Origin of the sequence: Kosakonia sp. (genome assembly GCF_032052965.1) — a bacterium.
GTDB lineage: Bacteria > Pseudomonadota > Gammaproteobacteria > Enterobacterales > Enterobacteriaceae > Kosakonia.
The window spans coordinates 44,925-70,820 of record NZ_DAMBVN010000021.1 but is presented as its reverse complement, the minus strand read 5'-3'; the positions used below and the strand labels follow the sequence as shown (position 1 = coordinate 70,820).

The 25,896-nt window shown below is 53.9% G+C and carries 27 protein-coding genes and 1 pseudogene; 10 read left to right on the top strand and 18 right to left on the bottom strand.

What is annotated here, in order from left to right; translation table 11 throughout:
- Positions 1-2: 2 nt before the first annotated feature.
- The 3 genes from citF to citG are packed head-to-tail and all read left to right on the top strand — an operon-like array spanning position 3 to position 2,873.
- Positions 3-1,529 carry a citrate lyase subunit alpha gene (gene citF / locus RTX30_RS19825; protein ID WP_312691969.1) on the top strand — a complete coding sequence of 509 codons (1,527 nt, stop codon included), beginning with the start codon at positions 3-5 and terminating at the stop codon, positions 1,527-1,529.
- On the top strand, positions 1,526-2,065 hold the full coding sequence (citX, locus tag RTX30_RS19820) for a citrate lyase holo-[acyl-carrier protein] synthase (RefSeq protein ID WP_312691967.1): 540 nt from the start codon (positions 1,526-1,528) through the stop codon (positions 2,063-2,065). Before citF ends, citX begins: the two co-directional genes overlap by 4 nt.
- Positions 2,043-2,873, top strand: coding sequence for a triphosphoribosyl-dephospho-CoA synthase CitG (gene citG / locus RTX30_RS19815; RefSeq protein WP_312691965.1), 831 nt, complete (start codon positions 2,043-2,045; stop codon positions 2,871-2,873). The genes citX and citG overlap by 23 nt, the downstream gene beginning before the upstream one ends.
- A gap of 71 nt (positions 2,874-2,944) precedes the next feature.
- Here the strand turns inward: citG and RTX30_RS19810 are convergent, their stop codons facing one another.
- The 4 genes from RTX30_RS19810 to mutY form a co-directional block, all read right to left on the bottom strand.
- Positions 2,945-4,198, bottom strand: coding sequence for a nucleoside permease (locus tag RTX30_RS19810; RefSeq protein WP_312691963.1), 1,254 nt, complete (start codon positions 4,196-4,198; stop codon positions 2,945-2,947).
- 243 nt (positions 4,199-4,441) lie between these two features.
- On the bottom strand, positions 4,442-5,524 hold the full coding sequence (gene mltC, locus RTX30_RS19805; protein ID WP_312691995.1) for a membrane-bound lytic murein transglycosylase MltC: 1,083 nt from the start codon (positions 5,522-5,524) through the stop codon (positions 4,442-4,444).
- 105 nt (positions 5,525-5,629) lie between these two features.
- A complete protein-coding gene (locus tag RTX30_RS19800; RefSeq protein WP_020455176.1) occupies positions 5,630-5,905 on the bottom strand; it encodes an oxidative damage protection protein in 276 nt (91 codons plus the stop codon).
- A 13-nt stretch (positions 5,906-5,918) separates the two neighbouring features.
- The gene (gene mutY, locus RTX30_RS19795; protein ID WP_312691961.1) at positions 5,919-6,980 is read right to left on the bottom strand and encodes an A/G-specific adenine glycosylase; all 1,062 of its coding nucleotides are present in this window, start codon (positions 6,978-6,980) and stop codon (positions 5,919-5,921) included.
- A gap of 143 nt (positions 6,981-7,123) precedes the next feature.
- Between mutY and trmB the strand changes: the two genes are divergently transcribed.
- From trmB to wzz(fepE), 4 genes are all read left to right on the top strand, one after another.
- Positions 7,124-7,843, top strand: a complete 720-nt coding sequence (gene trmB, locus RTX30_RS19790; protein ID WP_312691959.1) for a tRNA (guanosine(46)-N7)-methyltransferase TrmB — start codon at positions 7,124-7,126, stop codon at positions 7,841-7,843.
- The gene (locus tag RTX30_RS19785) at positions 7,843-8,169 is read left to right on the top strand and encodes a YggL family protein (RefSeq protein WP_312691957.1); all 327 of its coding nucleotides are present in this window, start codon (positions 7,843-7,845) and stop codon (positions 8,167-8,169) included. Before trmB ends, RTX30_RS19785 begins: the two co-directional genes overlap by 1 nt.
- 55 nt (positions 8,170-8,224) lie before the next feature.
- On the top strand, positions 8,225-8,944 hold the full coding sequence (locus RTX30_RS19780) for a DUF2884 domain-containing protein (protein WP_312691955.1): 720 nt from the start codon (positions 8,225-8,227) through the stop codon (positions 8,942-8,944).
- 242 nt (positions 8,945-9,186) lie between these two features.
- Positions 9,187-10,380, top strand: coding sequence for an LPS O-antigen length regulator Wzz(fepE) (wzz(fepE), locus tag RTX30_RS19775; RefSeq protein WP_312691953.1), 1,194 nt, complete (start codon positions 9,187-9,189; stop codon positions 10,378-10,380).
- Here the strand turns inward: wzz(fepE) and hemW are convergent.
- Genes hemW through RTX30_RS19750 form a run of 5 tightly spaced genes read right to left on the bottom strand, consistent with a single transcriptional unit; the run spans position 10,351 to position 13,658 of the window.
- The gene (gene hemW, locus RTX30_RS19770; protein ID WP_312691951.1) at positions 10,351-11,487 is read right to left on the bottom strand and encodes a radical SAM family heme chaperone HemW; all 1,137 of its coding nucleotides are present in this window, start codon (positions 11,485-11,487) and stop codon (positions 10,351-10,353) included. The genes wzz(fepE) and hemW overlap by 30 nt on opposite strands.
- On the bottom strand, positions 11,480-12,073 hold the full coding sequence (locus RTX30_RS19765) for an XTP/dITP diphosphatase (protein ID WP_312691949.1): 594 nt from the start codon (positions 12,071-12,073) through the stop codon (positions 11,480-11,482). Before RTX30_RS19765 ends, hemW begins: the two co-directional genes overlap by 8 nt.
- Before the next feature lie 8 nt (positions 12,074-12,081).
- Positions 12,082-12,372 (bottom strand): DUF167 family protein YggU, encoded by a 291-nt coding sequence (gene yggU, locus RTX30_RS19760; protein ID WP_312691947.1) that lies wholly within the window; start codon positions 12,370-12,372, stop codon positions 12,082-12,084.
- Positions 12,369-12,935, bottom strand: coding sequence for a YggT family protein (locus RTX30_RS19755; RefSeq protein ID WP_312691945.1), 567 nt, complete (start codon positions 12,933-12,935; stop codon positions 12,369-12,371). The genes yggU and RTX30_RS19755 overlap by 4 nt, the downstream gene beginning before the upstream one ends.
- A gap of 18 nt (positions 12,936-12,953) precedes the next feature.
- Positions 12,954-13,658 (bottom strand): YggS family pyridoxal phosphate-dependent enzyme, encoded by a 705-nt coding sequence (locus RTX30_RS19750; RefSeq protein WP_312691943.1) that lies wholly within the window; start codon positions 13,656-13,658, stop codon positions 12,954-12,956.
- A 17-nt stretch (positions 13,659-13,675) separates the two neighbouring features.
- Between RTX30_RS19750 and RTX30_RS19745 the strand changes: the two genes are divergently transcribed.
- Entirely contained in the window at positions 13,676-14,656 is a 981-nt protein-coding gene (locus tag RTX30_RS19745) for a type IV pilus twitching motility protein PilT (RefSeq protein WP_312691941.1), read from the top strand.
- Here RTX30_RS19745 and RTX30_RS19740 read toward each other — a convergent pair.
- Positions 14,653-16,911, bottom strand: a complete 2,259-nt coding sequence (locus RTX30_RS19740) for an FAD-dependent oxidoreductase (protein ID WP_312691939.1) — start codon at positions 16,909-16,911, stop codon at positions 14,653-14,655. The genes RTX30_RS19745 and RTX30_RS19740 overlap by 4 nt on opposite strands.
- Before the next feature lie 67 nt (positions 16,912-16,978).
- Here RTX30_RS19740 and RTX30_RS19735 point away from each other — a divergent pair, with 67 nt between their 5' ends.
- Positions 16,979-17,671: an IclR family transcriptional regulator gene (locus tag RTX30_RS19735; protein WP_312691936.1), complete on the top strand. Its 693-nt coding sequence runs from the start codon at positions 16,979-16,981 to the stop codon at positions 17,669-17,671.
- Between the two features lie 153 nt (positions 17,672-17,824).
- Here the strand turns inward: RTX30_RS19735 and ruvX are convergent, their stop codons facing one another.
- From ruvX to metK, 8 genes and pseudogenes are all read right to left on the bottom strand, one after another.
- Positions 17,825-18,241 (bottom strand): Holliday junction resolvase RuvX, encoded by a 417-nt coding sequence (gene ruvX / locus RTX30_RS19730; RefSeq protein ID WP_312691934.1) that lies wholly within the window; start codon positions 18,239-18,241, stop codon positions 17,825-17,827.
- The gene (locus RTX30_RS19725; protein WP_312691932.1) at positions 18,241-18,804 is read right to left on the bottom strand and encodes a YqgE/AlgH family protein; all 564 of its coding nucleotides are present in this window, start codon (positions 18,802-18,804) and stop codon (positions 18,241-18,243) included. Before RTX30_RS19725 ends, ruvX begins: the two co-directional genes overlap by 1 nt.
- Positions 18,805-18,926: 122 nt before the next feature.
- Positions 18,927-19,874: a glutathione synthase gene (gene gshB / locus RTX30_RS19720; protein ID WP_312691930.1), complete on the bottom strand. Its 948-nt coding sequence runs from the start codon at positions 19,872-19,874 to the stop codon at positions 18,927-18,929.
- 13 nt (positions 19,875-19,887) lie between these two features.
- Complete coding sequence (rsmE, locus tag RTX30_RS19715; RefSeq protein WP_312691928.1) at positions 19,888-20,619, bottom strand: 16S rRNA (uracil(1498)-N(3))-methyltransferase; 732 nt, start codon at positions 20,617-20,619, stop codon at positions 19,888-19,890.
- Positions 20,620-20,716: 97 nt separating this feature from the next.
- Positions 20,717-21,415: a deoxyribonuclease I gene (endA, locus tag RTX30_RS19710; RefSeq protein WP_312691926.1), complete on the bottom strand. Its 699-nt coding sequence runs from the start codon at positions 21,413-21,415 to the stop codon at positions 20,717-20,719.
- 87 nt (positions 21,416-21,502) lie between these two features.
- Entirely contained in the window at positions 21,503-22,009 is a 507-nt protein-coding gene (locus RTX30_RS19705) for a SprT family zinc-dependent metalloprotease (protein ID WP_312691924.1), read from the bottom strand.
- 79 nt (positions 22,010-22,088) lie between these two features.
- A pseudogene (locus RTX30_RS19700) lies at positions 22,089-23,552 on the bottom strand (sugar porter family MFS transporter); the annotation flags it as partial.
- A 329-nt stretch (positions 23,553-23,881) separates the two neighbouring features.
- A complete protein-coding gene (gene metK / locus RTX30_RS19695) occupies positions 23,882-25,033 on the bottom strand; it encodes a methionine adenosyltransferase (RefSeq protein ID WP_312691922.1) in 1,152 nt (383 codons plus the stop codon).
- A gap of 676 nt (positions 25,034-25,709) precedes the next feature.
- Between metK and yqgB the strand changes: the two genes are divergently transcribed.
- Complete coding sequence (gene yqgB / locus RTX30_RS22410; RefSeq protein WP_409429834.1) at positions 25,710-25,892, top strand: acid stress response protein YqgB; 183 nt, start codon at positions 25,710-25,712, stop codon at positions 25,890-25,892.
- Positions 25,893-25,896 lie beyond the last annotated feature (4 nt).

The window sequence follows — 25,896 nt, the reverse complement described above, 5'->3', positions numbered from 1 at the left end:
CAATGAATCAAACAGAACTTCTTCACGTTAATTTTCCCCATCTGCGTGATTTAAAACCTTTTGATAGCGCCCATGCAGCCACACCCTGGCTGGCGGACGTTAACAGCAAACATACCCGCAAACTCTGCGCCACGCTGGAAGATGCGATTGCCCGTAGCGGCCTGAAAGATGGTATGACCATCTCTTTTCACCACGCGTTCCGCGAAGGCGATCGGGTGATTAATAATGTGATTGCGACCCTCGCGCGTCTGGGTTTTAAAAACCTGACGCTGGCATCCAGCTCACTGATGACCTGTAACGATGCCCTGATCGAACACATCCAGAACGGGGTGATTACCCGAATCTACACCTCTGGCATGCGCGGCAAACTGGCTGATGCCATCTCGCACGGCCTGATGGCGGAGCCGGTACAGATCCACTCCCACGGTGGCCGCGTGAAACTGTTGCAGGACGGCGAGCTGAATATTGATGTCGCGTTCCTGGGGGTACCGTGCAGCGATGAGTTTGGCAATGCCAATGGCACGCAGGGTAAATCCGTTTGCGGGTCGCTGGGTTACGCGATGGTCGATGCGCAGTTCGCCAAAAAAGTGGTGCTGCTGACCGAAGAGCTGGTGCCGTTCCCGAATATGCCGGCCAGCCTGGGACAGGATCAGGTCGATCTGATTGTACAGGTGGAGAGCGTTGGCGATCCGGCGAAAATCAGTGTCGGCGCGGCACGCGTCACCAGTAACCCGCGTGAGCTGATGATCGCCCGTTATGCCGCCGACGTGATTGAACATTCAGGCTATTTCAAAGATGGCTTTTCCATGCAGACCGGCTCCGGAGCGGCAGCCACCGCGGCGACCCGCTTTATGGAAGCGAAAATGGAACGTCATGGCGTAAAAGCCCGTTTCGCGCTCGGCGGCATTACCGGCAGTCTGGTGGATCTTCATGAAAAAGGGCTGATCGAAAAACTGCTCGATACCCAGTGCTTCGATGGCGAGGCGGCGGCATCACTGCGCCGTAACCCGAACCACGTAGAGATCTCCACCAATGTGTACGCCAATCCTGGCGGTAAAGCAGCAAGCTGCGATCAACTGGATGTGGTGATCCTCAGCGCGCTGGAGATCGATGTTGATTTTAACGTCAACGTGATCACCGGTTCTGACGGCGTAATGCGTGGCGCTTCCGGCGGTCACTGTGATGTGGCCGCAGCGGCAAACCTGACGATTGTGGTTGCGCCACTGCTGCGTAGCCGCATTCCGACGGTAGTAAAACGCGTGACCACGCTGCTGACACCAGGGGAAAGCATTGATGTGCTGGTCACCGATCACGGGATTGCCGTTAACCCGGCGCGCCCGGAAATCCGCGAGCGTTTGCTGGCGGCAGGGCTGAAAATCGTTGATATCGACACGTTGTATCAGCGCGCCATCTCCCTGACCGGCGAACCGAAACCGATCGCCTTTACCGACCGCATCGTCGGGGTGATCCGGTACCGCGACGGCAGCGTGATTGATGTTGTTCGTCAGGTTAAAGAGGAAAATCAATGACCACACTGACGCCCGTGAGAGCGGGCGTCAGCCTTGAAGCGTTGCTGGCGGCGAAAGATAGTCGCGCAGCGCGTCAGGCTGACTGGCTCACTCACTATCAACAACCGGTCATTTCACTGACGCTGGTGACACCCGGTGCCGTAAAAGACAGTATCCGCTATCGCAATACTATGGGCGTGGCGCTGCAAGCCTGCGACCAGTTGCTGTGGCAACATCACTGGAACGTACTGGACAGGCAGGTACTTTGGTTGCCAACCGGCGCGGAAGCCTTGTGGTGTGTTGAGCACCCGGCGGTGGAAATTAAAGCCCGCTGCGTGGAGATGGAGCAAACGCATCCCCTCGGCAGGCTGTGGGATTTTGACGTGTTCTGCCCTCATAACGGGCAGGTGGGTCGCCATTCACTGGACCTGAACACGCGTCGTTGCCTGGTTTGCGATGAACCGGCGCACGCTTGCGCACGGTCACGCCGCCACCCTGTCGACGAAGTGACAGCCCGCGTAGAGAGATTAATCGATGGCTGGTTTGCTCGCGACTAAACCGCAAGCAGCGGATGTTCCTTCTCTGGCGGCGCAGGCGCTGCGCCTTGAACTGGATTTAACCCCAAAACCGGGGCTGGTGGATCGGGCAAACTCCGGGTCGCACCAGGATATGGATCATCGTCTGTTTTTAACCAGTATCGCCGCCATCACGCCGTGGTTTCAGGTATTCGAGCAGGCGGGCAGACAGCACGCGCATCAACCCGCAAGCGAACAACTGCGCCTGTTGCGGCCAGCCGGCATTGCCTGCGAACAGGCAATGTTTGCCGCCACTAACGGGGTGAATACGCATAAAGGCGGTATTTTTTCCCTGGGATTATTGTGTTTTGCCGCCGGGCGCTTGCAGGGACAAAACCGGATTATCAGCGCTGATGCGCTGTGCCTGCAGGTCAGTGAAATCTGTTGTGGCCTGGTGGAGCGTGAGCTGGCCACCCGTTCGCAGGCGGTAACAGCAGGCGAAAAGCAGTTTCGCGATTACGGCCTGACCGGGGCGCGTGGTGAAGTTGAGCAAGGCTTTGTCACTGTGCGACGCGCAGTGTTGCCGTTCTGGCATCAGGAACAGGGCGAGCGGCGATTGCACAACGCATTGCTGCGGCTGATGGCCGCCAATGCCGACAGCAATCTGGTATCGCGCGGGGGCATGACAGGGCTGCGTTATGTACAGGATTATGCGGTGAGGCTACTGGCCACGCAGTGGGATACTGCCGCACTGCGCCAGATGGATGAGGCACTGATAGCCCGGCGTTTAAGCCCAGGTGGCAGCGCTGATCTACTGGCGGTTGCCTTTGTGCTGGCTATGGTCGGGTAACTCTGCACTGGCCGCTGAGCCTCATACCACTCAGGCAATAAAAAACCCGGCGCCAGGCCGGGTTTTCTGTTTTACGCTTTCTGCGCGACGCCTTCAGGCTCTCGCACATGTTTATATTTAAACAACGTGACGAAGGCGAAAGCCAGTACCAGCGAATAACCTGCGAAAATCAGCCATACCGTTTTCCAGTCAGTGATGCCTGCGGTGGTGTAGATTTCTACCACTTTGCCACTGACCATACCACCGAGGATACAGCCAAAGCCGTTGGTCATCATCAGCAGCATCCCCTGCGCACTGGCGCGGATAGCCGGGTTAACTTCTTTCTCAACGAACACCGAACCGGAGATGTTGAAGAAATCGAAGGCGCAACCATAAACGATCATCGACAGCACCAGCAGCACGGTGCCAAACGGCGTCGGATCGCCGAAAGCGAACAGGCCGAAACGCAGCACCCAGGCGAAGATACTGATCATCATGACGTTCTTAATGCCGTAGCGGCTCATAAAGAACGGGATAGCCAGGATAAAGGCGGTTTCGGAGATCTGCGAAATCGACATCATCACTGACGCGTGCGTCACAATAAAGCTATTGGCGAACAGCGGGTTGCTATCGAAGCTGTGCAGGAAGGTGTTACCGAACATGTTGGTGATCTGCAACTCTGCGCCCAGCAGCATTGAGAAGATGAAAAAGATTGCCATACGCTTGTTTTTAAACAGTGCGAAAGCATTCAGGCCCAGCATTTCTACCCAGGTCTGCTTCTCTCTGCTTTTGGCGACCGGCATATGCGGCAGCGTCAGGGAGATCAGGCTCAACACCAGCGACAAGCCCGCGCCAATATAAAGCTGCATATGGCTGAGTTCAAAGCCCGAGAAGCTGACTGCCCACATCGCCAGAATAAAGCCGATGGTGCCCCAGATACGGATGGGCGGGAAATCCTTCACGATATCGTAGCCGGCAGATTGCAGGCGGAAATAGGAGATAGTGTTCACCAGGCCAAGCGTTGGCATATAGGCCAGCGAGTTGAGCAGGATAATCGCGAACATGGCCCCCGGCGTGGTGACGCCCGCAGCAATGAACAGTGTGATTGCCCCAACCAGATGACACAGCGCATATACCCACTTCGCACTGAGCCATTTATCGGCCACGATACCAAGCAGTGTCGGCATAAGCAGCGAGGCGATACCCAGCGAGCTGTAAACGGCACCAATTTCCGCTCCCTCGAACTTCAGGGTAACGAACATATAAGAGCCAAGTGTAGTCAGCCAGCTTCCCCACAGGCAGAACTGCAGAAAGATAATGACTTTCAGCTGCAGCTTAAGATTCATGCTAATTTCCTCACAAAGGAGACGGATAGATGTTGGAATGGGCACAATTACTATTGTTATCTGTCACGATCCTACCACTAACGGCGTGTCGAATTTGTTATGCCCGACATAAAAATGCAAACTTCCTCTGATTGCAATTCCATATGGTGACTCATGTCACAATTTTACGCAACCGTTTGCATTTCCCAGAGGAAACGTTTATGCCTCTTTCCTTCTCAACAGAAAGAGGCATACACGAAACGATTAATTACGGCGCCAGGTTTTTTGCGCGGTATTCACTTTGTAGAGGTAACGGCGGGATTCTGCCGACGGATGGCGGGTGGTCAGGGTCTGGTAAACATCGCCGGGCGTCATGGTATTAATGATGTTCGCCGCCTGCACCTTATCGCTGGAGAAGACGCGTAACACACTGCCTGCACCGCCGTTATAGGCGGTGATCACCGCATAACGGCGTGATGTCGGGTTGCTGATGCCAGAAAGATAAACATTGTTCAGCATCGCCAGATAAGCTGTGCCGGTATCAATATTACTCTGAGGATCAAACAGGTAGCTCCTGTCCGGCGTACCCGATTTCCCCTGTGCGCGGAACACATCTTTCCCGGCGCTGTGCTGTACGACCTGCATCAGGCCAAGCGCATCGGAGCGGCTGACAGCGTAAGGGTTAAAAGAAGATTCGGTTTGCATGATGGCCAGAATCAGCGACTCTTCGACACCATATTTACGCGCGGCCTGGCGCACCATGCCCACGTATTTATGTGCGCGTTTATCGAGGTGGTTCGGGACCAGATTAATGGTCACGCTGTAAATCATATGCAGGCCATTGCTGCGGCTTTTTAACCGCGTTTGCAGCAGATAATCGGCAAAACGCACGGCGCGCCACTGCCAGCGAATCGCTTCGCCGTTGTTATCCAGCACCTGACCATACAAGAACGGCTCTTTGGAAATCTGAATGTCGTCGGCATCGGAATAGAGATCGATAGATCCCGGATCGTCGCCCATCAGCAGGGTTTTGATAATTGCCTCGCGCAAGTGCGCAGCGGGCTCAGTACCGGCAATGGTTTCGACAGTAATAGTACCTTCGTCGAAGTTAATATGGCTTCGGGTCTGATACTGGTCGGTGTATTTAACGTAATCCTTCGGCCCTGCGATCAGAACTTCGTTAAAGCCCCATAAATTTTCAATATTGTGGGCGAACTGCCCCATCAAAATGTCAAAACCGTTGGTGTCTTTGATCCAGGCTTCGTTATAGTCTTCGCCTGCTTTTTTAGAGCTGGAACAAGAAATCAGCAACGGCGCAATAATGGCAAGCGCTAAAAATTTTTTCATCATTCCGGGATGCAGTTGTGTGGGTGTGAACGCGCCGGTGATGCACGCAGGCTGGCACTCTTTTGCCTGTTTAGCGGCGTTGCCAGCCGGCGTGCGATCAGAAGCTTATTTTTTTTCTTGCGGCGTATAGCCTTCAATGTGCACGTCTTTGCCCTCGAAGAGGAAATTCACCATCTCCTCTTCTAACAGCTTACGGTGCTCCACATTCATCATGTTGAGTTTTTTCTCGTTGATCAGCATGGTTTGCTTCTGCTGCCACTGCTTCCAGGCTTCCTTCGAGATCTCGTTATAAATACGTTTACCCAGATCGCCCGGATAGAGCTGGAAGTCCTGCCCTTCCGCTTCACGTTGCAGGAAGGTACAAAAAATGGTTCTGCTCATAAGTCATCCTCTTTCATGCGCGAAGCGACAGGGCTTCGGCGCGTAATTGCTGTATCAGGCGTTCCACCGGAGCCGCCAGACCGACCGACGGCGGTTGCGCTAAGTTATACCAAAGACCCACGCCTTCATCCATGCAAGACGAGAACGAGGACACGCCAAGCCACATCGGTACAATATCCAGATGGAAATGGCTAAAAGTATGGCGGAAAGCGACCAGTTGGCTGAGATTATCTGCATTTATATTTCTCTGTGCCAGCCAGTCTCGTAGGCCCGACTCATCACTGAACTGCGGGAAGCAGAACAATCCGCCCCATAGCCCGCTCGGCGGACGCTGTTCAAGATAGACCTCGCTTTCATGCTGCATCAGCAGGAAGTAACCGGTGCGTTCAGGAAGCGTCTGCTTCGGTTTTTTGCCGGGATATTGTGCCCAACTGTGCGCGGCATACGCTTCGCAGCCGGTTTGTAATGGGCACAATTCGCACTTTGGCTTTGAGCGTGTGCACACCATTGCTCCCAGATCCATCATCGCCTGGTTAAAGCGTTCAACGCCTTTTGCTGGCGTGACCTCGGTACTGATCGCCCACAGGCGTTTTTCCACCTCTTTTTTACCCGGCCAACCGCCAACGGCGTAGCAGCGCGCCAGCACGCGTTTGACGTTGCCATCAAGGATGGGAAAATGTTTGCCCAGCGATAAAGAGAGGATCGCGCCCGCTGTTGAGCGGCCTACGCCGGGCAGGGCGGCGACCTCCTCGAATGTTTCCGGGAAATGACCGCCATGATGCTGCGCGACTTGCTGCGCGGCTTTGTGTAAGTTGCGGGCGCGGGCGTAATAACCCAGCCCGGTCCACAGATGCAACACTTCATCCAGCGGCGCATTGGCCAGATCGGTTACCGTCGGGAAACGCACCATAAAGCGCTGGAAATAGGGAATAACGGTTGCCACCTGGGTCTGTTGCAACATCACTTCCGATAGCCATACTTTGTAGGGCGTTTTTTCAGTTTGCCAGGGCAGGGTTTTTCGCCCGTATTTGTCGTACCAGTCCAGAACCTGGGCTGAAAATTGAGACGCTTGCATGGTCACCAGAATCGCGTTATCAGGGGCGAAGATTGCAGCACAGAGGCACCGCGCTGTAAATCGGAACTTTTACGATGCTTGCATCGGGCGATGAACTTTGGATAATGCCCGTTTCCTGAACACTCTCACAAGCAGAACACTGTATGAATAACGACGTCATTTCACCGGAATTTGATGAAAATGGTCGCCCGCTGCGCCGGATCCGCAGTTTCGTCCGTCGTCAGGGCCGCCTGACCAAAGGGCAGCAGCACGCGCTGGATCACTACTGGCCGGTGATGGGCGTTGAATTCACGGAACAGCCTGTGGATTTTACCGCGCTGTTCGGCCGCAACGCGCCGGTGACGCTGGAGATCGGTTTCGGTATGGGTGCTTCGCTGGTTGAAATGGCGAAACTCCGCCCTGAGCAGAACTTCCTGGGGATCGAAGTCCACTCGCCGGGCGTGGGAGCTTGTCTCTCTTCCGCACATGAAGAGGGGATCAGCAACCTGCGAGTGATGTGCCACGATGCCGTAGAAGTGCTGCACAAAATGATCCCTGACAATTCTTTAAACATGGTTCAGCTGTTTTTTCCTGACCCGTGGCATAAAGCGCGCCATAATAAACGCCGTATTGTTCAGGTACCGTTTGCTGAACTGGTGAAGAGTAAGCTTAAGCTGGGTGGCGTGTTCCATATGGCGACCGACTGGGAAGCGTATGCGCAACATATGCTTGAAGTGATGTCGTCTATCGACGGTTATACAAACCTGTCGGCGACCCACGACTATGTACCGCGTCCGGCGTCGCGCCCGGTAACCAAATTTGAACAGCGTGGCCATCGTCTTGGTCACGGCGTATGGGACTTAATGTTCGAGAGGGTGAAATAATGGCAACAAACCGCAGCCGCCGTTTGCGTAAAAAAATGCATATCGACGAATTCCAGGAACTGGGCTTCTCTGTGGCGTGGCGCTTCGCCGAAGGCACCAGCGAAGAGCAAATCGACAAAACCGTTGATGACTTTATTCAGGAAGTGATTGAGCCGAACAAGCTGGCGTTTGACGGCAGCGGTTACCTTGCATGGGACGGGCTGATTTGCCTGCAGGAAGTGGGTAAATGCACGGAAGAACATCAGGCCATCGTGCGTAAATGGCTGGAAGACCGCAAACTCGATGAGGTGCGTATTAGCGAACTTTTCGACGTTTGGTGGGACTAATCAAGCATAAGGGGCCAGCATTAGCTGGCCCGTTTTGTCTCTACAGGAGTTTTTTATGATGCGCAAAACGCTGCTGGCGGCTGCCCTGACACTGACCGCCTTTGCCGCGCAGGCGGATTATCAGTGTAGTGTGACCCCACGCGACGATGTGATCCTCAGCCCGCAAACCGTGCAGGTTAAAGGTGAGAACGGCAATCTGGTTATCACGCCGGATGGCAATGTGATGTTTAACGGCAAGCAATATACGCTCAGCGCTGCTCAGCGCGAACAGGCGAAGGATTACCAGGCGGACTTGCGTAGCGCACTGCCATGGATTGACGATGGCGCGCGCAGTCGCGTGGAGAAAGGCCGGGTTGCGCTGGATAACATCATCGTCAAAGAAGTCGGTGAAAGCAGCAGCATGCGCAGTCGTCTGACCAAACTGGATGCGCAACTGAAAACGCAGATGAACCGCATTATTGAACATCGTAGCGATGGCCTGACCTTCCATTATAAAGCGATTGATCAAGTCCGGGCGGATGGCCAGCAACTGGTGAATCAGGCGATGGGCGGCATCCTGCAGGACAGCATTAACGAAATGGGCGCTAAAGCCGTACTGAAGGGGGGCGGTAATCCTCTTCAGGGCGTGTTGGGCAGCCTTGGTGGTCTGCAAACCGCTATTCAGAATGAGTGGCAAAACCAGGAAGCAGATTTCCAGCAGTTCGGAAAAGACGTCTGCAAACGCGTGGTGTCGTTGGAAGATAGCCGTAAGGCATTAACTGCCGGGCTAAAATAATCCTTCTTATAGCCTTCTTTTTTAAGAGGGCTAATTATCGCTTTACTCTCGCACATTTCATCTCCCCCAATATTCTGCCTACTTAAACTCTCTTTTTTTAGAAATTTATCTAATGATATTTCGGAAATGTATTAAGCGAGATTTTGTATTAATTTGATGGATGTTTATTCTCCTTTTGGAATAAGAATGATAGTGATAGAGTGGCTCCCTAAATTACGGGTATGACTATTGAATGGATTAATATGTCAACATTTAATATTCCTCACGGAAATAATGAGAGTGTATACGGGCCGAATATTGCCCCGTTCAAAAAAGATGAAATAGATCTTTTGGATTTATTTCGGATTTTGTTGAACAGTAAAAAATTCATTATAGCCATCGTTGTGGCGTTTGCGGCGGCAGGTTTCTTTATTTCATTGTTGTTGCCGCAAAAATGGACCAGCCGGGCAGAAATCACCCCTGCCGAGAAAATTCAGTGGAGTGAGCTTAATCAGGCCATTAATACCCTTGATACTCTTGGCGTGAAAGCACCGGTAACCGCCGAACAGGTCTTTAATCTATTTCTCAAAAATTTTAATTCACAAACGCTACAGGAAAAGTTTTTAGGCTCTTCGCCGTTGGTGGCAGATTTCCCGCAGCTTAAGAATGCAGAGCCGGAGGCGCGACACCGCGGCATTGTCCAGCTTGCCCAGCAACTCAATGCGGTCAATAATCTCACCGATAAAAATAGCCAATCCATGCCTTATCCGTCATGGACGTTAAGCTTCACAGCACCGAATGCACAAGACGCACAGCAGGTTCTTAACCGCTATATTAATTATGTTTCAGAGTTGGTAGTTAAGGAAACTGTAGATACTTTACGGGATGAAGTGGCATTAAGAACCAATTTTGAAAAAGACTCGCTGGAAATAGAGCGTGTTGAGATGCTTAATAAGCATGATGCGAGTATTCACCGTTTAAACTATTCGCTTATTGTGGCGAACGCCGCTGGTATCAAACGCCCGGTTTATAGCAACGGCCAGATAGTACAGGACGACCCGGATTACTCTATTGCGCTCGGTTCAGATGGTATTGCGGAAAAGCTTAAGATTGAAAATTCCATTAAAGATGTGACGCGATTGGATCCTGCGTTTCTTAACCGCGAATATCGCTTATCACAACTGCAAAAGATCAATTTAAAAGACATTGATTTTAAACCTTTTAAATATCAGCTTTCCCCTTCATTGCCTTTAAAAAAAGATGGTCTGGCAAAAAGCCAGTTAATGATCATGATGGCGATTCTGGGCGGCGTGATTGCCTGTGCTGTTGTGCTGGTTCGCTCTGCATTCCAGCATCATGACATTGTCAGCAAACAAGAACATGAGGCGGTGAAAAGCGTGCCCGCCGTAGCAGGCACGGCAGAGCGGTTATTCGGCAAGGAACAGTTCAAGGAGTGAATTTAAGAATAGCTTTCCGTGCTCGGTTATCTGCCACGCATTCTCATTTTCAGTCAGATAATTAAGCGACAGCGCCTGGTCGATCTGAGCGCGGATAGCACTTTCATCTAAGCCGGTATAACGAGAAAACTCCGCGCGCGGCGCGGGTTCAAGCAGACGAAAACGGTTCATAAAGAACTCGAACGGTTTATCCTGCGCTTCCACCTCATGCTGCTTATCCAGATAGTTACCCTGCATATAACCACGAGGATGGCGCGTTTTTGCCGTTCTTAAAATGCGGCCATCCGCCAGGGTCACTTTGCCATGCGCGCCGCAGCCAATACCCAGATAATCGCCGAAACGCCAGTAGTTCAGGTTGTGCTGACATTGGTAGCCGGGTTTGGCATAGGCTGAGGTTTCGTACTGCTGATACCCGGCAGCGGTAAGGATCTGATGACCTTGCTCGAAGATATCCCACAGCGCATCATCATCCGGTAATACAGGCGGGCGAGAGCCGAACAGGGTGTTGGGTTCGATAGTGAGCTGATACCAGGAAAGATGCGGCGGATTAAGCGCAATCGCCTGGCGCAGATCGTCCAGCGCCTCTTCCAGCGACTGATCCGGCAGGCCATGCATTAAATCAAGATTAAAACTGCGCAGCCCAAGGCCGCTTGCGAGACGTGCAGCGCGCCGGGCTTCCTCCGGGCCGTGAATACGCCCCAGGCGCTGGAGTTTGTTGTCGCTAAAACTTTGCACACCAATCGAAATGCGGTTCACTCCGGCGCGCTGATAATCGACAAACCGGTCTGCTTCCACGGTGCCTGGATTGGCTTCCATGGTGATCTCCGCATCAGCAGCGAGAGGCAGCCGTTCACGCACACCATCAAGGAGTGTTTGCATCGCCGGGCCGGAGAGCAGGCTCGGCGTACCGCCACCAATAAAAATAGTCTTTATTTCTCGTCCCTGTGCATAGGGCACATCGGCATCCAGATCGTTCAGCAAGTGCTGCACATAATCGTCGTGTGGGACTTCGCCTTTTAACGCATGGGAATTGAAGTCGCAGTACGGGCATTTCTGCACGCACCAGGGAATGTGAATATAAAGACTCAGAGGTGGCAAATCAGCCATTACGCAGTGCTTCCAGTAACAGTTTTAACGCCTGCCCCCGGTGGGAGAGGGCGCTTTTTTCTTCGCGGGTTAGCTCCGCAGCGGTTTTCCCGGCAGAGGGAACAAAGAACACGGGATCGTAACCAAAGCCGCCATCACCGGCAGGCTGGCGGGTAATCACGCCCGACCAGCTACCGTGGCATACCAGGGGAGTAGGATCGTTGGCATGACGCATATAGACCAGCACGCAATGGAACTGTGCCTGACGTTCTGTGTCCGGAACCTCTTTTAAAGCATCCAGCAGTTTTTCCAGGTTCTGCCGATCGCTGGCATCAACACCCGCATAACGAGCGGAGTAGATCCCAGGAGCGCCGCCCAGCGCGTCCACCGCCAGACCTGAATCATCGGCAATCGCCGGTAAACCCGTTATCTGCGCAGCATGGCGCGCTTTAAGGATCGCGTTTTCAATAAAGGTCAGGCCGGTCTCTTCCGCAGACTCAACACCCAGATCGGTTTGCGCCACAATCGTGAGGCCAAAATCAGTGAGTAGCGAGGCAAGCTCGCGCACTTTACCGGCATTACCGGTAGCGAGGACAACTTTCTGCATAAGGGATCCTAATTTATCAACGCCGCGACTTCCGTCGGGATCTGTTGCGGATGCGTGATTTTAATCTGTTTGTGGCGGCCCAGTTCGCCTTTTTCAATGACGACCTGGTTTTTCGCCACGCGAAACTGTTTCGCAAGGTATTTGACCAGATGCGCATTGGCCTGGCCATCCACTGGCGGAGCGGTGATGGCGACTTTTAATTCATCGCCATGTAAGCCAATGATTGCGTCCCGGCTGGCTTTCGGCTGAATATACAGCCGTAACACCAGCCCGTCTTCACAGACTGCAGCGGCACTCATAGCGCCATCCACAGCCCCGGCAGCAGGATATTGCCGGTGGATTGCAGCAGTTCAGCAACCCCCATATTGATCACGTACAGCAGCAGCACGAGGATCATAGGCGAAAAATCAATTCCCCCCATTGAGGGCAGCAGATTACGGATAGGACGCAGCAACGGTTCCGTCAACTGCATCAAAACGTACTCCACCGGGCTACGCCCCTGGCTGACCCAGCTCATGATCGCCATCACCAGCAGAACCCAGAAAATCATCAGACCGATGGTTTTCAGCAAGATCAACAGCGCAGAGATCCAGATAATCGGCTGGAAGGTGACCACCATAAACAGCACGATGGCTTTGATAAAACTCAGGACAAACGCGATCAGTAGCGAGGCGCTATCAATCGGCCCGAGCGGCGGCAGAATACGGCGAAGCGGCCCGACAATCGGCTGCGTGGCCTTGACCACGAACTGCGAAAATGGGTTGTAAAAATCGCAGCGTGCCCACTGCATCCAGACGCGCAACAGCAGAACCATCGTATAGAGTTCAATGACTGTCGAGAGCAGGAAAGTCAACGTCTTCATGGCGTTCCTCAGTTTTCCTTAATTTTTTGTGTAATCGCGCGCACCAAAAATGGCCGTTCCAATGCGCACCATCGTGCTGCCAGCCGCGATGGCGGCGGCCATATCGTCTGTCATGCCCAGCGACAAAGTATCTACCGTGGGATAGCGGGTTTTAAGCGCTTCAAATGCTACAGCCATTTGCTGCGCCACGGCAAACTGCCTTTCGTACTCTTTCTCCGGCGCTGGGATCGCCATCAACCCACGCAGGCACAGCCCTGGTAATTCCACAACCTGCGCCGCCAGTACATCCAGTTCCGCAAGAGCAATGCCGGATTTACTGTGCTCGTCGCTGATGTTGATTTGAATCAGTACATTCAGCGGAGCGAGCGTTGCCGGACGCTGTTCACTTAAGCGGCAGGCAATACGCAGGCGATCAACGGTATGACACCAGTCGAAATGCTCGGCAACCAGACGACTTTTATTGGACTGTAATGGGCCGATAAAGTGCCATTCCAGCCCCTGGATACCGATTTCCTGAAAATGGCGGATTTTATCCACCCCTTCCTGCACATAATTTTCACCAAACACACGCTGGCCTGCATCAATGGCTTCTGCGACAGCGCTCGCAGGTTTGGTTTTGCTCACTGCAAGTAAGGTAACGTCTTCTGAAGCACGACCGCAACTCATTGCTGTCGCTGAGATTTTGTCCCGGACTTGTGCCAGGTTATGCGCAATATCGTTCATGATTCCAGGATGGCTATATGGATATAGAAGAAATAGTGGAGCTTAGTGTAAAGCATAATGTCTCGGATCTACACCTGTGCAGCGGGTGTTCACCGCGCTGGCGGCTACAAGGGCGGCTGGAGCCGGCGCCCTTCGAGTGCCCTGATATTAACGCACTCCTGAATGACCATTTGAGTGAAACAATGCAATGTCAGTGGTGGGAGCAGGGGCAGGTAGACTTTGCCCTGACGACCGCCAGTGGCCAGCGTCTGCGGGCGGCGGCGTTTGTCCGCCATAACGGTATTTCGCTGGCGTTGCGTTTACTCCCGCATACCTGCCCACAACCCACCTTTCTCGAGCTCCCCCCGGCGCTCACCGAAACGCTCACCCGTGAGACGGGCCTGATTTTGGTGACAGGGGCGACTGGCAGCGGAAAATCGACCACGCTTGCCGCACTGGTTAATCATCTGAATCAGCATGTCGCCGGGCATATCCTGACACTGGAAGATCCTATTGAATATGTCCATGTCAGCGATCGTTGCCTGATCCAACAACGTGAAATCGGTCGGGATTGTCCCACTTTTGCCGCAGGGTTGCGCGCAGCATTGCGAGAGGATCCTGATGTGATCCTGCTTGGCGAGTTGCGGGACCACGAGACCATTAGCCTGGCGCTGACGGCGGCGGAAACCGGCCATCTGGTCCTGGCAACGCTGCATACACGCGGCGCGGCGCAAGCGGTTGAAAGACTGGTGGATGCTTTTCCAGCACAGGAGAAGGAGCCGCTGCGTAGCCAACTCGCCGGCAGTCTGCGGGCAGTACTGGCGCAAAAGCTGGAACAGGATAAGCAGGGGGGACGGGTCGCCCTGTTTGAACTGCTGATTAATACCCCGGCGGTGGCAAACCTGATCCGTGATGGCAAAACCCACCAGTTGCCCGGTGTGATGCAAACCGGGCAGCAGGTGGGGATGCAGACCTTTGAACAAAGCCGCCAGAAGCGGGTGGGGCAGGGCAGGCTTTAGCTGACATTCAGGGAGTAAACCGCCGGGAGAGCCCCTGCTGTGGCAACAATCTCCAGCCGGATGCAGGTGGCCGCCAGCGGTTGATCCAGCCGGTGCTGGCAAACGGAGTGGTGATTATCCTCTACCTCGGCCAGCAACCGATCATCCACCCACAAGCGATAGTGGGTGATACAGTGTGGCGTGACAGCGTAGGGGTGTCCCATCTGGACGGACTCCATTGCGTTATCAAAGTCGTTGTCCTGCACCAGCGTCAGTTGTTGCAATTTCTGAGGCGCATCCCAGCGCCAGATGATTTGTGGAACCTTGTCATCGAGAGCCGGGCTCCATGCATTGGTTTGCTGTTCCGGGCGCAACCGGCCATTAAGCACATTCTGCGCGCGCCAGCAGGTGAGCGGCTGGTTGAAACGCAGGGCTGGAAGGATTTGATGCGGGTGGCGGCGAGGTAGCCAAAAGTCGAATTCATCGACACCGAAGTCGCCATCTGCCACCTGCCGCGTGTGCTTCGCGACACGGGCATTCAGGCTGTTAAACACAGTCATCAGGCCGGGAATGCGGGCGTCGGTCAGCGCGATATCCACACCCTCCTGCGCCCCGAAGGCCAGGAAAAGATACTGGTCGCGATCGCTTTGCCAGTGGAATGTCAGTCGGTGTTCTGCCTCATCGTCGACTCGCACCGCGCACTCGTCGTACTGGTAATCTGGCGTAAAGTTCCCGGCGCGGGCACTGCCCAGCAGCGATATGACTAACTGCTGCGCTGAAGTGGAACGCAAGCGCAGGGTGATTTCCGGTAAATGTTCGCCAGCCTTAATGGGTAACAGCAGCGCCATGCGTTCGCCAAGCGATTGCCAGCGGCCGTTGGCTGGCAGTTCAGTGAGCTGAAATTCACTACTGGCGGTGACCGTCGCCCCGACGGCGGGATCGCTCAGCCAGTGACGCGGTATATAACAGCCATTCGCCTGGAGCTGGGTTTGTAGCGCGCCAATATGCTCTGGTGTCGCCAGCTCACGCGGCAATAAGTGCCGGGTTTGGCATAACGCGGCGGCGCGACCCACTACTTCGCCCAGCAGGCCACACGTGCACATCACGCGGGCACTGCCAAAAGCGACATGAGAGGCGGAAATCAACCGCCCGGTTAGTAGCAGGTTATCCAGCGATCGGCTGTAGAGACTGCGAAAAGGAATAGTGTACGTGCCTTTACTGTGGAACTGACGGCAGCCATCGTGAGTACTGTAAACGCCATCTGCCGGATGGAGATCAATAGACCAGCCGCCATATGCCACGGCATCGTAGTGATCGCGTTGTTCAATGATGTCCTGCTGGCTAAGCAGATGATCGCCCACAAAACGGCGGCTTTCCCGTTTACCGGGAATGGCTCCCACCCATTCGATGGTCATGTTTGCCGCTTCCGGGAAGTGGCCTGAGTTTTTAATATGATCCCAGACGCCCCAGACGATTTTCCACAATTCCCATTTGATCTCTTCGCTTTCGTGGACGGTATCAAGACGCCCGCCCCATTCCAGCCACCATAAGTCGCAGCCGTTAAGGGTCGAGGTGAGGCGTTTGTAGCGCGGGATCTCCGTAATGTCCTGCAATGCAAAGGAGGGGGGAACAAAGCGTACCGGTCCGTCGGTTTGTTTGGTGTAAAAATAAATTGAGTGGCCTAACTTGTGGCCGAAGCTATCGCCTGGCGCCATTTTTTCACTCAGCTCCCCGGCGTCTTCCGCCCCTTCGCGGTACTCTGCTCCGGCCAGGTATCCGAGCACACCATCGCCGGTGGCATCACAAAACTGATCTGCGCTGACGCTATAAAACGTTTCGTTAATCGGGTTAAACGCTTTGACTTGCGTGATCCGTTGCTGCGCTTTTTCCACCTCGTAGACGGCCGTGTTCAGTAGCAGCGTCAGGCCCTGCTGACGTTTGGCGAGATCGAGCAATACCAGATCGAACATCACGGGATTCCCCTCTTTGTTGCGCCAGAGGTTCTCTTCCATGATTTCGCCCATAATGCCGCCTTCGCGCGCCCAGCGATTATTATTCCCCATATGCGATGTTGCGCCGTTGGCCCACAAGCGGACTTCACTGGAGGCATTCCCCCCCAGTACGGGTCTGTCCTGAATCAAAATGACTTGCAGCCCGTCACGCGCAGCAGCAAGCGCAGCGCACAAGCCTGCAAGACCGCCACCTGCCACCAGCAGGTCAGCATGCAGCGTGCGTGTCGGAAAGGTTCTGGCATCGGTTTGGGGAAAGATTTTCATAACCTTGTATCCTTCTTTACTGACGGTAAAATCGAATTTTTGAGCAACCAGAGAAGCGACCCCTGCTATGTCATCACAACCCAACCAAAGCCTGATCGACGGTATTCGCTGTCTGCAGTACCTGGTATCCAGCGGCCGCGCGATTGGCTGCCGCGAACTGGCGCGCCTGATGGGGATCAACACCACCCGCGTCAACCGGTTGTTAATGACCATGGCCTCTATTGGCCTGACCATGCAGGATGCTCAGCGACGTTATCTGCCCGGCCCAGGCATTCATGCGCTGGCGGCTCAGGCGATTCGCGGTTCGGCGCTGTTCTCCCATGCATTACCCTTACTCGAACGCTACGCGCCGAAAGACATTGTGGTGGCCATGGCGGTGTTGTGGGAGGATCAGGTCATTTACATCTATCACTCCGAACCCGGCAGCCAGGTTAGCCAGGCGCTGGCGGGTTTTCATATGCTGCCGGCCTGGCAGTCGGTCATCGGTATGTCGCTCCTGGCGGCAGAAAGCGATGACGCACTGCAACAACGCTTTACCGATGAGCAGTGGCAACAACTTGGCCCGCACGTGGCTCAGCAGCGCGAACAGGGCCATGTGGTCTGGCACCATGACGATGGCGAAATCTCCATGGCGAAACCCCTTGGTGCTCATTCGGCCGCGCTGGCCTTTGCCGGTATGTGGCAAGTGGACGACACGGTCGTGGAAGCGCGCTTACAGGAACTTCATACCCTGGTGAAACGCCTGACAGATAAACCCTGATAGTCACAGATGTTACCTGTTATGTTTCTTTTATAGAAACAAGAAAAGAATTGCAAAAAGCATGGGCTGAATTTGTGAGAGCGATCGGCAGAAAGCCGCGGATGAGACGCGGCTTGCTGTTTTAAAGGGGAAGGGGAAAGGGGGAAGCGCAGATCAGATGTTCTGTTCGAACCAGCTTTCCAGAATGATCACGGCGGAGGCGGAATCCACGCTGCCTTTATCAAGCGCACGAAAACCGCCGCGCTCGAATAGCCCGGAGCGGGCTTCAACAGTGCTGAGCCGTTCATCGTGCAGTTTGACCTGCACACCAAAACGGCCATGTATTTTGTTGGCAAAATTACGCGCCCGCGCGGTCAGCGGCTGCTCTGTGCCGTCCATATTCAGCGGTAATCCGACAATCACCGCATCGGGTTGCCACTCTTTCAACAGCTTTTCAATCAGGCTCCAGTTTGGCGTACCGTCCTGCGCTTTTAACGCATTTAGCGGGCGCGCCGTGCCGGTGATACGCTGCCCAATCGCCACACCAATGCTTTTGGTGCCAAAATCAAATGCCAGCAGAGTTCCGCTCATCAGGCGTGCCCCGCGACGCCCGGCATGGTCGTGATGTCTATGCCGATCAGTTTTGCAGCGTCGCGCCAGCGGTCGGCAAGCGGTGTTTTAAACAGAATGTTGAGATCCGCCGGGGCGGTCAGCCAGGCATTGTCGAGGATCTCTTGCTCCAGTTGCCCCTTTTCCCATGAGGAATAGCCCAGCGTGACCAGCACTTCGCTGGGTTGCTGTGCCGTCCCGAGGGTTTCCAGAACATCCCGCGAAGTGGTCACCACGGTATTGTCAGACACGCGAATGCTGGAGGAGAAACTGGCGGGCGGTGTGTGCAGAATAAAACCACGATCTTCCGCCAGTGGGCCGCCGAGCAACACCGGTTTGTCCAGCCGAATCGCCGGATCGCGTGGTTCCGGCTGGATTTTGAGCTTCTCCAGCACGCTGTCTACTTTCAGGTTTTCCAGCGGTTTATTGATAACAAGCCCCATTGCGCCTTCGTCGTTGTACTCGCAGATATAAACCACGGAGCGCCGAAAGAGGGGATCCTGAAGCGTGGGCATGGCAATAAGAAAGTGATGCTGTAAATTCATTGTCAGAGGTTCGGTTTCCTGGTTCAAAAAAGCGACAGTCTAGTATGGGGTGAAAGCAGAATGCTGTCACTAGCCAAACCTGGCAGGATACGGGATCCCTCCCGTATCCGATGCGCTAAGGGCTATTTCCCCAGGCGTTTTTCGATGGCATCCATCAGCATGCCGGTAATGGAGATGGGAAATTCAGCTTCAATCTCGCGAATGCAGGTCGGGCTGGTGACGTTAATTTCAGTCAGACGATCGCCAATAATATCAAGACCGACAAAAATCAGCCCTTTGGCTTTGAGCGTCGGCGCAACTTTTCGCGCAATCGCCCAGTCGCTTTCGCTCAGCGGACGCGGTTCGCCGCGCCCCCCAGCCGCCAGGTTACCACGCGTTTCGCCGCCCTGAGGAATGCGTGCAAGGCAGTAAGGCACGGGTTCGCCGTCAACAACCAGAACGCGTTTGTCGCCGTCTTTGATGGCCGGCAAATAGTTCTGTGCCATACAGTAGCGGTTGCCCAGTTCCGTCAGCGTTTCGGCAATGACCGACAGGTTAGGATCGCCCTCTTTCACGCGGAAAATAGAGGTACCACCCATACCATCCAGCGGTTTAAGAATGATATCGCCATGTTTTTGCCAGAAGGCTTTCAACTGGGCTTTATTGCGTGTGACCAGCGTTTCCGGGGTCAGTTCGGCAAACCAGGCGGTGAATAATTTTTCATTACAGTCGCGCAGGCTCTGCGGTTTGTTGACGAGCAATGAGCCTTGCTCTTCGGCGCGTTCAAGAATGTAGGTCGCATAGATGTATTCGGTATCGAACGGCGGATCTTTGCGCATCAGAATGGCATCCAGCCCGGCAAGGGCAATATCCTGCTCGCTGCCAAAGTCGTACCATTTATCGTAATTTTGCTCGACGGAGAGCTTACGGGTACGGGCGCGGGCTTCTCCGTTGATCAAATAGAGATCGGACATCTCCATATAGTGCAGCTCGTAGCCGCGGCGCTGCGCTTCCAGCAACATGGCGAAGCTGGAGTCTTTTTTGATGTTAATGTCCGCGATGGGGTCCATCACGATGCCGAGCTTAATCATTATGCTTCTCCTCTCAACCCAGGTCGCCGAAGCGAACCTGAAGGGCGGTGATGGCGGTAAGCGCCGTGGTCTCTGTGCGTAATACGCGTGGCCCTAACAAAATATCCGTGAACTGATAACGCGCGGTCATGGCAATCTCATCGGCGGTCAGGCCGCCTTCCGGGCCAATCAGCAGCCGCACGCGCTCCACAGGCAACGGCAGTGTATTAATACTCTGACTGGCGCGCGGATGAAGGTTCAGTTTCAGACCTGCCTCTTCTTCAGCGCACCAGGCTTCCAGATCCATGGCAGGGCGGATTTCCGGAATACGATTGCGCCCGCACTGTTCGCAGGCGGCAATGGCAATTTTCTGCCACTGTTGCAGCTTTTTATTCAGGCGTTCGGCATCCAGTTTAACGCCGCAACGCTCAGAAAAAAGTGGCGTAATGAGGCTTACTCCAAGCTCAATCGATTTCTGGATGGTGAATTCCATTTTTTCACCACGAGACATCACTTGTCCGAGATGGATGTGCACCGGTGATTCACGATCGTCCACACTGCCGCGCAGCACGTTCACCCGTACGCTTTTCTTATCGGCATAGACGATTTCTGCGTCGAATACCTGGTTAGAGCCATCGAAAAGCTGAATTGCCTGGCCGGGGCCCATACGTAACACGCGGCCAACATGATTGGCGGCATCTTCGCTGAGGGCGATTTCATGACCCGCCTGGATAAGCTCAGGATGATGAATGCGGGGAGTGCGCATAGTGTGAAATTCCGTTTGTCGCGTGGCGCTCAAGTTCCCCTCCGCCGCACAGGTAGAGGGGGGCGCCAGCAAAATAAATGATTGCCGCTAGTGTAGGTTAGCTCTTTCGCGCCATGCAAGCTTGCTGCACATAGGGGTTATGGTTGCCCTGAACTTCAGCGATGCGTGCATCGCGTTTGCACTCCCAGTCGGTAACCGGGTAGAGCTTATCCCATGCGGTGAAAAGCTGCGTTTGCTGGCGTGAAAGCGTGATGTGGTATTGGTCGCGCATATAGAAATAAGTACGGGCAATGGCGCCACGGGCACGTACCGGCGGCTCAGCCAGTTTAGCTTTAAAATCGATCTTCATTTGGCACTGGCCGTACTGGCCTTCGCCACCGTTCCACTGGCTGTACATGAAGTTGCCGCGATCGCCATTAACTTCGCCCACGGCAGGTTGCAGGTTGTGCATATCACTCTCGATTTTGCGGTACAGCGGATCTTTAGCACAGTTTTTCCGGCCGCCATCCTGCCAGCACTGGCGCTGATGACCGAACTGCCATGCAGGCATGACATGCTCCCATTCAATGCGGCTGGCGCGGTTTTCATTTTTGCGAACCTGATAGCCGCAGGAAGCGAGATCAACCACGCCTTTTTTACCCTGCCAGTTAATTTTACAGCCGCAGTAGAAATCGCCTGGCGCGTCGGCGTTCACTTTAACGCCCGCCGCTTTAGCCTGGGCAAAGCTGTTTATGCCATCGGCGGCCAGCGCCGGACCAGCAATCAGAGTCAGTAAGATGGAGAAAAGACGAAACATGGCGAACTCCCTGTCAAAACGAGTCCGCAACGTAACGGAAGGTGTTGCCTGATGCAATCAGTAAGAGCAGAAAACTTCTTAATGGATTCAGTTACTGGCGTCAGCAATAAGCGGTTCACCGCAACGTACACAGCGGTAAACGGCCTCGCCGCGTATCACCCGATTATGACGGCGCACGGTTAACTGGTGTTGCTGGCATTTACAGCGGTAGGGGAAGGTGTTGCGTCGCACGGATTCCAGCTCAAACTGATGCGTACGGCGGGCCGGGACGCCAAGCACGCTTTCCATCATCCATTTCCACTCTTTTCCGTGGGGAGGCACACGCCCGAAGTGCTTCCACACCAGCAGGTGCGCCAGTTCGTGAGGTACGACCTCTTCAATAAATGCCTGCTCATTTTCCAGCAGCAGAACCGGGTTAAGCCGGATCTCATAATCTGCCAGCCATGCCGTACCCGCAGCAGTGCCGCGTTGCTGGTAAACAAGCTTAGGCTCTGGATAGTTACGGTCGAGCGTCTGGTTGGCCAGAGCGAGTTTTTCTCGCAGGCTACGCATTACGGCTTGTTGCGTGGCGATGGGAAGGCGGGGCGTTTTCATAAGTGCAGAGAATAGGATGAGCGAAGCGGGAGTGCAAGCGTAAGAGGAAAGGCTTCCTCCGCAGAGGAAGCCAGTGTGCTTAGTTTTGCGAACCAATTTCACGTAGCGGGCGGCCACGCATCAGATTGCGTTCAATATGCTCCAGCGAAACGTGTTTGGTTTCCGGAACCAGCCACAGCGTCAGCACAATGAACAGCAGGTTCAGCGCGCCGTACACCCAGAAGGTGTTGGCATTGCCCAGCGAATTCAGCATGGTCAGGAAGGTCGCACCAACGATCATGTTGGCAATCCAGTTGGTTGCGGTCGAACAGGTGATGCCGAAATCGCGGCCTTTCAGCGGCTGAATTTCAGAACACAATACCCAAATCAGCGGACCGGCGCTCATCGCGAAGCCGACAATAAACATTAACAACATCGCGACAGCGAAATATTGCGCCGACGGGGAGTGGATCCCCAGATGCAGCATTGTACCGAGGATCCCCATACCGGCGGCCATGACCAGGAAGCCCAGCACCAGGGTCGGTTTACGCCCCCAGCGATCCACCAGACCGATGGCAATAAAGGTGGCCAGCACGTTGGTCAGACCGACAATTACCGTACCCCACATCTGCTCGGTAGTGTTGCTATAACCCGCCAGTTCGAAGATTTTTGGCGCGTAATACATGATGACGTTCATACCGGTGAACTGCTGCATGACCTGCAACAGAACGCCAAGGAACACCGCGCGGCGGAAGTTGCTGTTCTCTTTGAACAGCGCCCAACCGCTTTGTTTAACCTGCAGACTTTCGCGGATCTCTTCCAGCTCGTTCTTAGCTTCGGCGCTGGTATCACGCAGCCTCAGCAGAACCCGTTCGGCATCATGGAAACGGCGTTTCGCGGCAAACCAGCGCGGGCTGTCTGGCAGGAAGAAGACGCCAATCAGCAGTAATACGGCCGGAATGATGATCACGCCCAGCATCCAGCGCCATGCACCGCTGTAGCTGAACGCGGTATCGGAAAGGTAAGCACCGAGAATACCGATGGTGATCATCAACTGATACATGGAGATCATGCTGCCGCGGATTTTTTCTGGTGCAATCTCAGAGAGATAGAGCGGCGCAGTATACGAAGCCACACCGACGGCAAGGCCGAGCAGCACACGAGAGATAATCAGAACGTCAACGTTAGGCGCAACGGCAGAGCAGAGCGAGCCGATCACAAACAGCACCGCCCCGATCATCAGGCTTTTTTTGCGGCCCAGCCGCCATGAGAGCCAACCGCTGCCGACAGCACCGACGGCGGCACCAAACATCATTGAGCTGACCACCCACTCCTGGGTGTGTGAGCTAATTTGAAAATCCTCAGTGATAAAGGGCAGCGCCCCGGCAATCACCCCAATATCCAAGCCGAAAAGCAACCCTGCCAGTGCAGCGAGGAAGCAAACAAAAAAGGTCATTGCCTTGTTTGAACGCCCCTGTTTTTTATTGTCAGGCATTATGCCCTCCATTCGTGTCATTAGTTTTATCGATGTAAAAGGTAGGCCAGTAGCAGGCAAAATTATGTGATTGTTATCACATGAGTGTAATCGGTTACATCTCGATTTTTCGCGAAATGTAAATTAAAGTCATAAATATTATAGAATTACTAAAGACGGATTGTGAGCGGGAAGGCGAAGATTCGGACAAAACCGAAGCGTGATGTAACAACTCGTGTTTAAGATAATTTCAAAGAGAAAATTCTTAATTTGCAGCGGAGCGGCGCTATGTAATCGCTTTCATCTAGCGTGGAGTGAGATTAAGCCAGTATAGACCGTGTGAAAAATCGTGGCGGGATGAACGCAGGGGAAATAAAAAAGCCAGCACGAGGCTGGCCTTAAAAGCAGTCGGGAAGGGATTACAGGCCGGCAGCTTCGCGCAGCTGAGCCGCTTTGTCGGTTTTTTCCCATGGGAAGGTTTCTCGACCAAAGTGACCGTATGCAGCGGTTTGTTTGTAGATTGGGTGCAGCAGATCCAACATCTGGATCAGGCCGTACGGGCGGAGATCGAAGAACTCGCGCACCAGCAGGGTTAACTGCTCGCTGGCGATTTTCTCGGTACCGAACGTTTCCACCATGATGGAGGTTGGTTCTGCAACGCCAATGGCGTAAGAGACCTGGATCTCGCAACGGTCTGCAAGGCCAGCGGCAACGATGTTTTTCGCCACATAGCGTGCAGCATAGGCTGCAGAACGGTCAACTTTTGACGGATCCTTACCAGAGAATGCACCGCCGCCATGACGCGCCATGCCGCCGTAGGTATCAACAATAATTTTACGCCCTGTCAGCCCACAGTCGCCCATCGGGCCACCAATAACAAAACGGCCAGTCGGGTTGATAAAGAATTTGGTGGAGGTGTTCAGCCATTCAGTCGGCAGGATCGGTTTAATGATCTCTTCCATCACGGCTTCTTGCAGGGATTTTTGATCAATATCTTCCGAATGCTGGGTCGACAGCACTACCGCATCGATACCGACAATTTTGCCGTCGTCATACTGGAACGTGACCTGGCTTTTCGCATCCGGACGCAGCCACGGCAGGGTGCCGTTTTTACGCACTTCAGCCTGACGCTCAACCAGACGATGCGCGTAAGTGATTGGCGCGGGCATCAGAACGTCGGTTTCATTGGTCGCATAACCAAACATCAGGCCCTGGTCGCCTGCGCCTTGTTCCAGCGGATCGGCACGGTCAACACCCTGGTTGATATCCGGAGACTGTTTACCAATAGCGCTTAGTACCGCACAAGAGTTGGCGTCAAAGCCCATGTCGGAATGCACATAGCCAATTTCGCGGACGGTATTACGGGTGATCTCTTCGATATCAACCCACGCGCTGGTGGTGATTTCGCCGCCTACCAGAACCATGCCGGTTTTGACGTAAGTTTCACACGCAACGCGCGCTTTCGGATCCTGCTCAAGGATCGCATCCAGCACGGCGTCGGAAATTTGGTCAGCAATTTTGTCAGGATGCCCTTCGGAGACGGACTCGGACGTAAAAAGGTGTTTTGCCATATGTTGTTTTCACCCTGGAGTAATACGGTTAGCTCGAATTCTGTGCCCGAATGCCAGCGCGGTGGCGCCGCGTGGACGACAGATGATGACACAGAAGTCTGACTGTTATTCTGTGCATGCGCGATGGTTGTGGCGTATGGACGGATTAACATCTGGATGGCTATTCTAGGTTAATTCTTAACCCCATTGCCAGCGGTTTTTGCTGTTCACCACATCCTGTCACAAATAGTGACGGAAAATTTTCCTGGCAATGCGTCAAACACAGCTTTTTTATTTTGCATTTTCACCCCGTTGTCGGTATAAAACGCCGCGCGCGGCTCATTAAAAATCAGCGCACGGCAAGATGCTGTGTCGCCACTTCCAGCCGGGTTAAGCAGTGAAATTAATGGCTTTGGCTTGTCGCAGGTCGTCAATGGCTTGTGTGGAGGTGATACGAAATAATGAACCGTTGTTTTCTGCAGAAACTGTCGCGTTGTTCTGACGCGCACCTATTCCCCGCAACCTGCATTTCTAATCTGCAAACCTGCCGATGTTATACCCATTTCGGCGCTTCTCAGGACTCCAGGGCCGGTAAGGCGTTGCGATAACTGAACAAGGGCTCTCCTGGTTTTTCAGGAGTTTTCTCGTGGTTTCGCCGGACTGTCATACTCAAGTTCGGAACGTGTTTTACAATGATATGAACAAGAAACCGGTCGCACAGCGGGCGCTTCAGCATGAAATGCTGAGTAGTCAGGCTGTTTATGGGTTGTTATCGCTATGTGTCACTGCGATAGTAGTCAACTGTTTTGTATCCACGCCTTTTCATTCAGCAGCCAACCGGTGCGGTGAAACGGACAGGGTATACACTTTGTTATGTTGAGGTT